Origin of the sequence: Kribbella sp. NPDC058693, from assembly GCF_042715335.1 — a bacterium.
Taxonomy (GTDB): domain Bacteria; phylum Actinomycetota; class Actinomycetes; order Propionibacteriales; family Kribbellaceae; genus Kribbella; species Kribbella jiaozuonensis.
The window spans coordinates 1,179,528-1,191,943 of the sequence record NZ_JBHXSQ010000001.1; the positions used below are offsets into that span (position 1 = coordinate 1,179,528).

Consider the following 12,416-nt stretch of genomic DNA (forward strand, 5'->3'; position numbering starts at 1 on the left):
TCTAGTGCTTTCGGCTGGTACGCCGAGGGTGGCCGAGCCCTAGGCTGGAGCCGTGGTCACTGTCCGGCGCTCCATCTGGCACGAGCCGGGGCCCGCTGATGCCCCACCCATCGGTCGGCTCGACTGGCTGCTGGCGGGCGTGTTCGCGGCCGCCGCCTTGGTCGAGGGCATCGTTCGGCCGGGCTTGGCTTGGCGGCCCCTTGTGACGGTGCTCGCCCTCGCGGTGATGCCTGCTCTGCTCTGGCGGCGGGCCCGGCCCCTGGTAGCCGTCCTGGTCGGGTGGGGCGTTGCCGGGCTGCTCTCGGTCCTCCAGCTGACCGTGCACACCGGGGACCTCGGCCTTGATTCCATGACAGCCGTCGTGCTCCTGCTCTACTCCCTGGTGCGCTGGGGCTCGGGCCGGGAGATCGTCTTGGGGACGGCGTTCGTGACAGTCGTCGTCCTGCTGGGGATGTACGCCGCCTCGGCGGGCTGGTCCGAGGTCTTCGGCGGGAGCGTCCTGTTGCTGTTGTTCGTCGCCCTCGCGGTGGTGTTCCGCTACCGCGCAGACCTCTGGCGCCGCCAACGGCGCGAGATCCGCAATCAGGAGCGGGTGGCTCTGGCTCGCGAGCTGCACGACACCGTGGCCCACCACGTCTCGGCCATCGCGGTGCAGGCGCAGGCCGGTCGGGTGGTCGCCGGCCTCCAGCCTGACAAGGCTGCCGAGGTCCTGGCCGCGATCGAGCGTGAAGCGTCGCGAACCCTGGCCGAGATGAGATCCATGGTGCGGGTACTGCGTGAGGAAGAAGCCGTCGCCTACTCACCGCAGCTGGGTGTCGCGGATCTGCCTGCGCTGGCGCGCGCCGACGCGACGCCAACCGTCGAGGTCTCGTTGGACGGTTCGTTGACCCGGCTGGCACGACCCGTGGACGCCGCGCTCTACCGACTCGCGCAGGAGTCGCTGACCAACGCCGTACGGCATGCCCGGAGCGCGACCCGCGTCGGGATCGACGTACGCCGGGAGGGCGACGCCGTCAGGCTGCGTGTCAGCGACGATGGCCGGACCGAGCCGGGGACGGCCCCTGGGCCCGGATTCGGCCTGCTGGGCATGGCCGAACGCGCCCAGCTCCTCGGCGGATCGCTGTCCGCGGGCCCGGGGCCCGGAGGTGGCTGGGTGGTCGAGGCCGTGCTGCCGGTGGAGGCATTGGGATGAGCATCCGTGTTGTCGTAGCCGACGACCAGGACCTGGTCCGGACCGGGTTGGTGATGATCCTCGGCGCGCAACCCGGCATCGAGGTCGTCGGGGAGGCAGCAGACGGGCTCGCAGCGCTCGACCTGGCGACCCGGCTGCGTCCCGATGTCCTCCTCGTCGACATCCGGATGCCCGGGCTCGACGGCGTCGAGGTGACCCGGCGCCTGGCCGGGCCGGACGTGACGGATCCGATGGCGGTCGTCGTGATCACAACCTTCGACCTCGATGAGTACGTCCTCGGCGCCCTCCGCGCCGGCGCCCGCGGCTTCCTGCTCAAAGACGCCGGTCCGGAGCTCCTCGTGCAGGCCATCCACGCGGCGGCCAACGGGGACGCGCTGATCGCCCCCAACGTCACCCGCCGGCTGCTGGCGACCTTCGCCGACCAGGCGCCGGTGGTACCCGTCCAGCCCGTCGACCCGCTCACCGAACGCGAGGAGGAGGTGCTCGTGCTGGTGGCACGCGGCCGCACCAACGCCGAGATCGCCACTGAACTCTTCGTCGGCCTGAGCACGGTCAAGACCCACGTCGCATCGTTGATGACCAAGCTCGGCGCACGCAACCGCGTGGAGATCGCGATGTGGGCCCACGACACCAGACGCGTGAGAGCCGATTAGCGGATACAGATCGCACCGTAGGCCCGTGGGGGTTCCGTAGCATCCCGAACGAGTCCAGAGCCGCCGTCACGCATCTGGCACTTGGCGGGGATCGTGCGTCGGCGCAGGTTCGCGCCGAGCGGCACCCGACGCCGTCATCGCCGCGGATGCATCGGCCCTTCAGTCATTGGCGTTCACCGACCGTCGCCTCGCGGAGGCTGACCCGGAGTCATGGTCCGCTGCGGTGAGTTCGGCGCGGGTTGGGTTTTGGACTGCGTCGGCGAAGTAGAACCGCGAAAGTGCTGCTCGGAGACGATCCCGCCTGCGATGCGGCCGGGCAACGCCGTTCTCGTCCGTGGTGGGCGGAACCTCCAGAACCGTGTCGCGATCCCTCGCCGTCAGCAGGTAGGACTCGTACACCGAGATCGGTAGATGTTTCTCGGCGTACGCACCTTCCGGTGAACGGACGATGATCCCACTCTCCCGTCCGTGCAGGAGGCGCTCCCTGTCGGCACGTTGCAGGGCGATCGCGACCCGCCGACTGATCCAGAAGGCAAGAACCGGGCCGACCACGATCAAGACCCGGCAGACCCAGGTGATGGTGTTGATCGAGGAGTGGAAGTGAGTAGCGATCAAGTCGTTGCCGCTGTTGAGCCAGAGCACGCCGTAGAAGGTGATCATGCCGGCGCCGATACCGGTCCGGGTCGGGACGTTGCGCGGCCGGTCCAGCAGATGATGCTCGCGTTTGTCCCCGGTGATCCACGCCTCGATAAACGGGTACAAGGCAACGAAACCGATGAACAGCGGTGGGACCACGAGTGCGGGCAGGAAGATGTTCCAGCTGATCGAGATGCCCCAGAAATGTGACTCGAAGCCAGGCATCAGCCGTACGGCGCCGTCCAGCCAGCCCATGTACCAGTCCGGCTGCGAGCCCGCCGTCACCTCAGCCGGGTTGTACGGCCCGTACAACCACACGGGATTGATCTGGAAGAGCGCACCCATCAGCGCGGTGACGCCGAACACCACGAAGAAGAAGCCGCCGGCCTTGGCCATGTAGACCGGCATCAACGGGTAGCCGACTACGTTCTTCTCAGTCCGGCCCGGACCCGGGTACTGCGTGTGCTTGTGGTACACGACCAGGAACAGGTGGACCGTGATCAAGGCCAGCAGTATTCCGGGGATCAGCAACACATGCACCGTGTAGAACCTGGAGACGAAGTCGTCTCCGGGGAACTGGCCGCCGAAGATGAAGAACGCAAGATACGTGCCGACAACCGGAGCGGCGAGCACGAGACCTTGGGTGATCCGTAGACCGGTGCCGGACAGCAGGTCGTCCGGCAGGCCGTAACCGATGAAGCCCTCGATGATGCCCAGGAACAGCATGGCGATGCCGATCAACCAGTTCAGCTCGCGCGGCTTGCGGAACGCGCCGGTGAAGAAGATGCGAAGCAGGTGGATGCTCATCGCGGCCGTGAAGAGGACCGCGGCCCAATGGTGGATCTGCCGCATCAGCAGACCACCGCGAACGTCGAACGAGATGTTCACCGCGGACTCGTAGGCCTCTGACATGTGCAGTCCCTTGAGCAGGCTGTACGAGCCTTGGTACTCGACCTCGGCCATCGACGGCCTGAACCAGAAGGTCAGGAAGATGCCGGTCAGGATCAGGATGATGAAGCTGTAGAGCGCGATCTCGCCGAGCATGAAGGACCAATGGTCCGGGAAGACCTTCCGCAGGTTGTTCTTACCGATCTTGCCGATGCCGAGCCGGTCGTCGAACCACTTGACCGGCGGCGGGAAATTCTCTTGTGCCATACGTCAACCGCCTCTTCGAGGACTTATGCACAAGTGATGCACGACGCCGTTGCAGGCGGCAAGCTAGCGACCTGTTCGATATGTCACTGCATCCACGCACCGGCCGACGGCAGAAGACATCTATGGCACCGATCGCGTCAGCTTGGGAGCGTTCCCCGGATGATGCTGTTGTGCGAGTGTTCGGGGTTGCCGTCGTCCGGCTCCAGCGAGACATCGACGATCCGATATCCCTGCGCGGTGACATCGGGCGGAATCTGGAACGTCCCACCTGTTTGCGGGTTGAGTACGCCGAGCGAGACCATGCGCTTGCCGTCGAGGTTGATCAGCCAGACCTCGTAGAAGCCTGGAGTGTTGGCGAGACCTGATGCGGCGACCTTCAGTTGGTTGCCCGCGTTGTCGCGAATCAGGTCGGCACTCCCGTCGCCCGACTTGCCTGCGAGTGGTTGGAGCTGGATAACCGCCTCAGCAGGAGGCGGCGTGTTGTCATCGGAGGTGACCAGCAACGTGCCGATCACACCGGCAGCGACCCCGACGCTCGCGGCGACGGCAAAGCCCCGCCAGCGCCTCTTGGCCGGCTTCTGCCTGAGTCGGGTGATGGCACCAGGCCCGTCGGCGCGGTGGTTCGAGCTCGCCTGATCTGCGGGTACGGCGGGCTGCGGCGCGGTAGCGGTCGGACGGGACTCAAGATCGACTTCGGCGCTGACCCGTAGCCATACATCATCCGGCGGGAGCTCCAGCCGAGGGAGCTGGCCCCTCGCCGCCGCGACGGCCCGCAGTTCGTTCAGGCTGTCACGGCATTGTGCGCAGTGCTGGAGGTGATCGGCGTCAGCTGGGTCGGGTTCGTCGCCGTCCAGGGCCCATTGGGCCAGCAGCTCGTCATCGAGATGCGTCGTCACCTTTCACCTCCTTGAGTCGGTCCCGCAGATGCAGGAGGCCTCGGCGTACGTGGCTCTTCACCGTGCCTAACGGCAGAGCCAGCTGCTCAGCGATCTCCGGATATGTCTGATCTTCGTAGAAGGCGAGGTGCAGGATCGTTCGTCTGGGATCCTCGAGTTTCGCCAGTTCGTCGGCCAGCACGACCCGGTCGACAGTGTGTTCGTCCAGCCGCTCCGTCGCCGCAGGCGCTTGAGCGAGTCCGGCGGCGGCCTCGACGCTGCGATGCTCGCGGCCGCGTGCGGCCAGCCGATCGGCGATCCGGTGCCTGGTGATCCCGGTCAGCCACGAGCCGAGTTGCCCGCTGGCCGGGTCGAACGTCGCCCGGCCTCGCCACGCGGACACAAAGACCTGTTGGGTCACATCCTCGGCGTCGGCTCGATCCCCCAGCGATCTCAGCGCCAGCGTGAACACAAGGCCGGACCAGCGCCGATAGGCGTGCGCGAGACTCTCCTCGCGGCCCTCCGCGAAGCTCTTCGCGATCTCGGCCGGCGACGGCAAGCCGGCCTCGGTACTGGTCACCCCTCGAACTCTACCCAATCCAGCGGACGCAGATTTCGATGCGGAACTTGTGCAAGCTCGACCTTGCACAACTTTTGCATTGATTGCCGCATCCGAGCGGCCGGCACCGGCGGAAGAAGGGACAAGTAGTCCGATCCCTAGGAGGACCCCTCATGTCCGTCCGTCGAGTCATTGCCCTGCTCGCCGCCGGCCTCGTGGTTGCCGGCGCCCCAGCGGCTGTGGCTGCAAGCGCTCAGGCCCAACCGACAGCCACGGCCACGGTGTCGGTGCTGCATGCGGTTCCCGGTGCAACCGTCGATGTCTACGCCAATGGCAAGGCGCTCCTCACCAACTTCAAGCCCGGTACCCTCACCGACCCGGTTCAGCTGCCGGCAGGTGCGTACGACCTGAAGGTGACCAAGGCCGGTGCCGGCGCGAAGGGCGCGGCACTCATCCAGGCGAACGACGTCAACGTCCCCGGCGGCGCGAACATCACCGTCGTGGCCCACCTCTCAGCGGCCGGCAAGCCGGTGCTGACGCCGTACGTCAACGATGTCTCCAAGCTCGCCGCGGGCAAGGCTCGGCTGACCGTTCGCCACGATGCGGCGGCGCCGGCCGTCGACGTCCGTGCCGGTGGCAAGCCGGTGTTCGAGGGCCTGACCAACCCGAAGGAGGTCAAGGCTGACCTCCCTGCCGGGACGGTCAAGGCCGACGTAGTTCTCGCCGGAACGTCGACCGTCGCGATCGGCCCGGCGGATGTGAACCTCAAGGAGGGTACGAACACGATCGTCTATGCCTGGGGCAGCGCATCGGGCAAGAACCTCAAGCTCGCCGTGCAAACGATCTCCGGTCTGCACGGCAACCCGTCCGGCATTCCGGGAGGAACTGGCGGCCAGGCGGCTGCGCAGGACACGTCGACCAGCTCCCCGTGGCTGACAGGCGTTCTCGGGCTGGCCGGGCTCGGCGTGATCGGCTTCGGCGCGACGGCAATCCGGGCGCGTGCCCGGTCGTGATCCGGACTCGCGGTGCGGCCATCCTCGTGATGGCCGCAGTCACGGTCGGCGGTTCGCTGACCGCTTGCTCACCCCGCGACCGAAACGTGGAGACTGCGCCGGTGCTTGCCACCCCGTCACCGGCTGAGTCAGCTTCCCTATCTACTGCGGGGAGCCGCGCTCGACCAGCGGATCCACCAGACCCGACGAACGTCGTACAACCGGTCAGATTGCAGCTCGCCGCCGTCGGGATAGACATCCCGGTCGTCGCCGTCGGGGTTGCTCCGGACGGGCAGATGGCGCTTCCGCCCAATCCCGCGACGATCGGCTGGTACCGCTTCGGCCCGAGCACCACCGACGACCGCGGTTCAGTCGTCCTGGGCGGTCACATAGACAGCAAGCAGTACGGCGTTGGCCCGCTGGCGCGGCTGCGGCGACTCCACCCCGGGGACATGGCGGTGATTCGCCTGAGCAACAACTCGGTCACCAGCTACCGCGTCCGGACTGTCGAGGACATCGCAAAGTCGAGCCTGGCCCTCGACAAGGTCTTCGACCGCGACGGCGCCCCGCTGCTACGAATCATCACCTGCGGCGGCCCGTACGATCACAACGGCGGCGGCTACCGCGACAACCTCGTGGTCACCGCGGAACCCGCGTGATCCCACTGCTGCGATCACAAGTGCTGAGTACGACGGGACGCCGCCACGATTCGCCGGACGGCTTCGTCGAGGTCGTTCAGATCACGATCCAGTCGGGGCCAGCCAGACCCGGCTCTCAGCACGTGGTGTCCGAGTCTCTCCAGCCGACGCCTCAGGGCGGCCTGACCGCCGCGCCGCCTCGTGGTCCACAGCACGACGACTGTCGGCTGAGATCGCTCAGCTGCCGCCAGGACAGCCGCGTCGTTGAAACCCGCCTCGAGGGCGATGACCGGCACGCCTCGTTCGAGCAATGATCCACGGAGGACCGTCATCGGTAAGGTATGGCGCTCGTCGGGGCAAGGGACCAACAGGCACGGCCTTCCGCTGTGCTGGAGTCCCCGATCAACGACGTACCGCTCGATCGCATCCTCGACTGTCCCAGCGAGCAGGAAGGTGAGATCGATGCAATCACCGACGTCAGCGAATCGTCGTTCGAGCTCGTGGAACGCAGGTGTCACCACCTCGTTCCAGGCTCGCTCGACCCCCTGCAGCTCGAGCAGGGTGTCGAGTGTCTCCGCCATCGCTGCCACCTGGTAGGACTCGGCAGCGGCGAGCAGATCGTCCGGCGCGGACGACGCTGCACTCGAACGTCCGGTGAGCCGAGCTGCATCCACCGCCGAGGCGCCCTTGGCGATCAGCGCGATCATCCGGCGCAGTCGGGCAACGTCCGCGGCGGAGTATCGACGGTGCTGCCCTGCGCTGCGTTGCGACGGACCGATGCCGTACCGCCGCTCCCAGCTGCGGATGGTGACAGTCGGAACGCCGAGCATCTCGGCGACGCGACCTACCGGCCACACCATCTCCCGGTGGCCGGCGTCCCGCACGGTCGGACGATCTGGCATTTTCCTACGATGACACGAAACCTCTCCCGAGCCCGCATCCTGCACCGATACTGCACAACTTCTGCATCCGTATCGCGCTCCGGACCGGAAGGGTAGGTGACAGCGGTCGCGACGGCGCGGCCGTGTTCATCGAAAGGTTGTCCGATGCGCAAAATCTCACGACGCCTGACTCGTTCCCTGGCGACCGCGCTGGTCGCAGCCGGAGTTGTCGTCACGAGCGCAGTCGCGACCACGACCCAGGCGTCGGCCCATCACCAACTGGGCAGTCGCAGCCTCGCCACCGTGCTGGCGGCAGACGGTGACACCTTCGACCACAACTGGAACGACTACGACGTACTCACGAATGCTGTGGGTGCCGTCCTCGCCGCCAAGCCGAACAGCCCCGTCAAGGTTCTGGCCAACGGCAATGTCCCGCTGACGGCCTTCCTGCCCAGCGATCGCGCGTTCCGGCTGCTCGCCAAGGACCTGACCGGCAAGTGGTACAAGTCCGAGAGCGCCCTGTTCAGCGGTCTGGCCGGAGTGCTCGGCGTCGACACGATCGAGGCGGTCCTTCTGTACCACGTCATCCCGGGGGCGACGATCGACAGCCGTACGGCGCTGAGGTCCGACGGCGCCACGCTCAAGACGGCTCTGCCCGGCGGTTCGATCAGGGTCGACGTAATCAGCAAGCGCTTCCGGATCGTCCGGCTGATCGACGCCGACCCCAACGACCGCAACCCGCGGCTCAACCGATGTGCCCTCGACATCAACAAGGGCAACAAGCAGATCGCCCACGGCATCACCCTGGTCCTCCGCCCACTCGACATCTGACGGCGCTACTCGCTCACACTGTTTGACGTGCGGCGTCCGAATCTCGTGTAACCGAAGCCGACGACGCCGAGGAGTAGTAGTCCGACGATCAAAGACACAAGCGGTACCCAGAATCCGATGGCGTGGAGCTGGCCGGCCTTTGATTGGTAGCCGCCCTCCTCCACGCCGTTCTCGGTCGCGCCGTTGACGTTCTTCTTCACCGTTGCGTCGTCGTACTCGATCGAGACCTGCGTGGCGGTCAGCTTGTCGGCACCGTTGTAGGCGATGGTGGCGAGTTGCTGTTCCTTGCCCTTGATGATCGCGCCGGTGACCGGTTCGATCCACAGGGTCCGGGTGTTCTTGTACGTACGCTGCGCCAGGACCGAGTCCTTCCCCGGCTCGCCGACCAGGTTGCCGGGAACCTCCAGCGGCTTGGCCTGAGGGACCTCCTGCTTCGGGATCTCCTGCTCGAAGACGTACACCTTCAGCCCGTACAGCTCGTCCTCGCGTTTGAACTGGATCGGGAACGCCTTCCGCAGCGTCGTGTCCCAGAAGTTGTACGTCTTCTTCTCCGTGCCGAACGGGAACTTGAGCACCAGGCCCTCGTGGCCCTTGAACAGCGCGCTCTTCGGGTCGGGCCTGAGCCGGTCCGCCTTCTCCAGCGTGGTTGTCACGTACTCGCCGCTGTCGTCGTTGCCCGACGGATTCCACCGGACCGACTCACCGGTGCGCGCATCCAGCACCACGCGCTCCTGGACGAAGCTCAGTGGCATCTCCGCGGTCTTCGACGCGTCGTCGGGGAACTGGTAGTTCTTCGAGTCGTCCGTCACCACGGCGGTGTCGTACACGACGACCTTGCGGTTCAACGCCTTGCTGATCTTGTCGGCCGCGACCACGTCACCGCGCACCGTGCGGCGGGCCTCGAGTTCTATGTTCCTCTTCACCTTCAGGTCCGCGACGCTGAAGATCGTCGCATTCGGACCGTCCGACACCGTGTGCGCGATCTGATCCGCGGGTGCGACCGCCAATGCCGGATAGGCGTAGAACTTCGTCAATGCCGCGACGCCGACGCAGAACACCCCGAGCCCGATCAGCACCGCACGAATACGAGTCCCCACTGCATCCCCTCCCGGTCTGTTCGCGGGACCCTACCAGTGAGTAAGTGGCTTTGAGAAGACGCCGACAACGACGGATTCGCGGGACGTCGAACTGGCATATAGTCCCGCCCCATGAGGGGGATCTCACGCGTGCCGAACTCGCCGGAGACATCGGTTCTCCGCGGCATTGTGGTGACGCTGGCCGTGCTGCAAGCAACCGTCCTCGGCCTGCTGGCGCGACGCGGTTCATGGCTGTCCGACGATCTCGACTTCCTCGTGCAAGGCGGCCGTGGCTTCGCGCCGCACGAGTTGCTCGAGCCGGTGAACGACCACATCGCCCCCGGCCTTCGCTTCATCTACGCGGCCTTCGCGACTGTCGCCCCGCTGAATTACGACGTCACCGTCATCTGGCGGATCCTGATGCAGGCGCTCGCAATCACGCTGATGGGCCTGCTCCTGATCCGCGTCCTGGGTCCGACCTGGTGGGTGATTCCCGGTACGGCGCTCTACGCACTGCTGCCGGTCAGCATGCCGTCGTTCATGTCGCTGTCCAGCGGCGTCAACAACCTGTCCGCACACGTCTTCGGCCTACTGTTGCTGCACGCAACGATTGACTGGTACGACGGCCATCGCCGCCGCGCCGTTGCCTATGGCCCCCTGTCGCTGCTGATATCCCTTGCCTGCTGGGAGAAGTCAGGCCTGATCCTGCTGACAGTCGCGGCGCTGGCGCTGTATCTCCGGGATGAACCTTTCCGTCAATGGCTACGGCGGACGTGGCCGTTCGCAGCGGCGCTCGGCGCGGCGGTCCTCGCATTCGGACTCCTCTACATCACCCAGGCGAGCCCGTCGCGAGGCCAGGTACCAGCGCCTGCCGACCTGGTCGGGCTGCTCGGGCGCGGGTTCGAGGTACCCCTGTCGGCCATCGTCGGAGGACCGTGGACCTGGGCGCGGACGGGTGAGGCGTTCAGCCTCGCCGCGCCACCGCTCGCGGCGCTGTTGGCCGGTGGATTACTCACCGCGCTGTTGTGGGCGGTCGCGTGGCGACGCGACCGCCGTGCGCTGCTCTTCTGGATCGCAGTAGCCGTCTACGTACCGGCCACGGTCGTGCTGGTGTCGTACGGACGCTTCTCCACGTTCGGCTCCGTACTCACAGTGCACTACCACTATTGGTCCGATCTCTCGATCCCACTGACGTTGGCCGTCGTACTCGCGGCCCGGCAGGTGCGAGCTTTCGTCCCCGTGCTGGTCCTGACGGGTTTCGCCGCCGGAGCGATCGTCTCGGACGCCGGCTTCGCCCAGCAGTGGGGCAACAACCCGGCAAAGGCGTACTTCGCGACTGTCGACGCGGAGCTCGACCGCACCGGCACCAACGTGAACCTGTGGGACACCGCGATGCCGCAGCCCATCGGCACTGCCTTGATGTCGGACCGTCGGTTGTCCCCCGTTCTGCAGATGGCCGGTCGGCAGTTCCGGGTGCAGGAGCCGGGCAGCGAACCACTCATCGTCGACGACACCGGGCACATCCGGCCGGCCTCGTTCGCGGTGTGGTCCCGCAACGCAGCACCAGCCGTGCCGAACGCCTTCTGCAATTTCTTGCTCCGCGGCACCGAGCCGTTGACGATCCAGTTGAGTCCGACCCAGAACGAGGTCGCGGTCGCGGAGTGGTTCGTCAAGGCCGCCTATTTCTCGAACCGGGAGAACGAGGTCTCGGTCGAGCTACTCGACGCCGATGGAGCGGTGACAGCGTTGCCTGCCAAGAACTGGCCGGCCGGCGCCACCACGATGTACCTCGGCCCGTCGCAGCGGATCGGCGCCACCGAACTGCGACTCCGGTCCGCCGATCCGGCAAGCAACCTGTGTGTCACGGACCTTCAGATCGGACTCCCGCGATGAAGACCAGGTTCGCCGCCCTGGACGGCCTGCGCGCCATCGGCGCACTCGCGGTGCTCACGACACACGTCGGGTTCCACACCGGTACGTCGCTGAACGGCCCGCTCGCCGGACTCCTCGCTCGGCTGGACGTCGGTGTCGCCATCTTCTTCGCCATCTCCGGGTTCCTGCTCTACCGCCCGCACGTGGCAGCCTGGTACGACGGCACCGAGCCGCCACGCGTCCTGCCATACCTCCGCAACCGCGCACTCCGGATCGTCCCGGCGCTGTGGATCGCCGTACTGCTGTCGGCCCTCCTCGTTCCGCACAACAACGGAGTCACCTGGGCCACCTATCTCCAACACGCGACTCTGACCCAGATCTACTTCGACAGCCCGCCCGCCGACGGCCTCACGCAGATGTGGAGCCTGGCGACCGAGGTCACGTTCTATCTACTCCTGCCTGCGCTGGCCAAGCTGCTGACCGGCAGCGGCCGTCCGACGCGCCGCAGTGTCGCTGGGCGAATCGCCGTACTCACCGCACTGGCCGTGCTCGGTCCGCTGTGGATGGCCGGCGTGAACGCCACCGGCCACCCACAGGCAGGACTCTGGTTGCCCGGGTACCTCGGTTGGTTCGCGGTCGGGATGGGCTTCGCACTCTGGCAGGTCGCCCGGTCCCGCGGGCAGCTGACGACCCCCACTCTCGACACCCTGGCCCAGATCCCCGGGACGGTCTGGACGGCTGCCGCAGCATTGTTGCTGATAGCCACGACTCCGATCGCCGGACCGTACGATCTGTCCGCACCCACACCTGCACAGGCACTGATGAAGAGCCTGCTCTACACAGCCGTCGCAGCGTGTGCGCTGTTCCCGGCGCTGACGCCGACGACTCGCTCGGCCCGGCTGCTCGGCAGCCGCGCCGGTCATGTCGCCGGCAACATCTCGTACGGCGTCTTCGCGTACCACCTCATCGTGCTGAGCCTGATCGAGCAGCTCACCGGCTACACCCTGTTCAGTGGCCGGTTCGTCCCGATCTTCGCGTCAACCCTCGTCATCTCCG

At 66.6% G+C, this 12,416-nt stretch carries 11 protein-coding genes and 1 pseudogene; 7 read left to right on the forward strand and 5 right to left on the reverse strand.

The features are described 5' to 3' along the window. Positions 1-52: 52 nt before the first annotated feature. Both ACFWUU_RS05550 and ACFWUU_RS05555 read left to right on the forward strand, forming a co-directional pair. Positions 53-1,192: a sensor histidine kinase gene (locus ACFWUU_RS05550; RefSeq protein ID WP_380172983.1), complete on the forward strand. Its 1,140-nt coding sequence runs from the start codon at positions 53-55 to the stop codon at positions 1,190-1,192. Then, complete coding sequence (locus ACFWUU_RS05555; RefSeq protein WP_380172985.1) at positions 1,189-1,845, forward strand: response regulator; 657 nt, start codon at positions 1,189-1,191, stop codon at positions 1,843-1,845. Before ACFWUU_RS05550 ends, ACFWUU_RS05555 begins: the two co-directional genes overlap by 4 nt. A 159-nt stretch (positions 1,846-2,004) precedes the next feature. Here the strand turns inward: ACFWUU_RS05555 and ACFWUU_RS05560 are convergent, their stop codons facing one another. The 3 genes from ACFWUU_RS05560 to ACFWUU_RS05570 form a co-directional block, all read right to left on the reverse strand. Then, positions 2,005-3,636 (reverse strand): cytochrome bc complex cytochrome b subunit, encoded by a 1,632-nt coding sequence (locus tag ACFWUU_RS05560; protein ID WP_380172987.1) that lies wholly within the window; start codon positions 3,634-3,636, stop codon positions 2,005-2,007. Between the two features lie 137 nt (positions 3,637-3,773). Continuing rightward, entirely contained in the window at positions 3,774-4,532 is a 759-nt protein-coding gene (locus ACFWUU_RS05565) for an anti-sigma factor domain-containing protein (RefSeq protein ID WP_380172989.1), read from the reverse strand. After that, positions 4,513-5,091 carry a sigma-70 family RNA polymerase sigma factor gene (locus tag ACFWUU_RS05570; protein ID WP_233714596.1) on the reverse strand — a complete coding sequence of 193 codons (579 nt, stop codon included), beginning with the start codon at positions 5,089-5,091 and terminating at the stop codon, positions 4,513-4,515. Before ACFWUU_RS05570 ends, ACFWUU_RS05565 begins: the two co-directional genes overlap by 20 nt. A gap of 152 nt (positions 5,092-5,243) precedes the next feature. Between ACFWUU_RS05570 and ACFWUU_RS05575 the strand changes: the two genes are divergently transcribed. Both ACFWUU_RS05575 and ACFWUU_RS05580 read left to right on the forward strand, forming a co-directional pair. Continuing rightward, a complete protein-coding gene (locus ACFWUU_RS05575; RefSeq protein WP_380172990.1) occupies positions 5,244-6,083 on the forward strand; it encodes a DUF4397 domain-containing protein in 840 nt (279 codons plus the stop codon). A 209-nt stretch (positions 6,084-6,292) separates the two neighbouring features. Next, on the forward strand, positions 6,293-6,721 hold the full coding sequence (locus ACFWUU_RS05580) for a class F sortase (protein ID WP_380172992.1): 429 nt from the start codon (positions 6,293-6,295) through the stop codon (positions 6,719-6,721). A gap of 14 nt (positions 6,722-6,735) precedes the next feature. Here ACFWUU_RS05580 and ACFWUU_RS05585 read toward each other — a convergent pair whose 3' ends face one another. Beyond that, a complete protein-coding gene (locus ACFWUU_RS05585) occupies positions 6,736-7,602 on the reverse strand; it encodes a MerR family transcriptional regulator (protein ID WP_380172994.1) in 867 nt (288 codons plus the stop codon). A 144-nt stretch (positions 7,603-7,746) separates the two neighbouring features. Here ACFWUU_RS05585 and ACFWUU_RS05590 point away from each other — a divergent pair, with 144 nt between their 5' ends. After that, positions 7,747-8,412, forward strand: a complete 666-nt coding sequence (locus ACFWUU_RS05590) for a fasciclin domain-containing protein (RefSeq protein ID WP_380172996.1) — start codon at positions 7,747-7,749, stop codon at positions 8,410-8,412. A 5-nt stretch (positions 8,413-8,417) separates the two neighbouring features. Here ACFWUU_RS05590 and ACFWUU_RS05595 read toward each other — a convergent pair whose 3' ends face one another. Further along, positions 8,418-9,509, reverse strand: a complete 1,092-nt coding sequence (locus ACFWUU_RS05595; RefSeq protein ID WP_380172998.1) for a DUF3068 domain-containing protein — start codon at positions 9,507-9,509, stop codon at positions 8,418-8,420. A 111-nt stretch (positions 9,510-9,620) separates the two neighbouring features. Here ACFWUU_RS05595 and ACFWUU_RS05600 point away from each other — a divergent pair, with 111 nt between their 5' ends. After that, positions 9,621-11,381, forward strand: coding sequence for a hypothetical protein (locus tag ACFWUU_RS05600; RefSeq protein ID WP_380173000.1), 1,761 nt, complete (start codon positions 9,621-9,623; stop codon positions 11,379-11,381). Beyond that, positions 11,378-12,415 (forward strand): annotated as a pseudogene (locus ACFWUU_RS05605) (acyltransferase family protein); the annotation flags it as partial. The gene ACFWUU_RS05600 and the pseudogene ACFWUU_RS05605, both read left to right, overlap by 4 nt. Position 12,416: the final 1 nt, after the last annotated feature.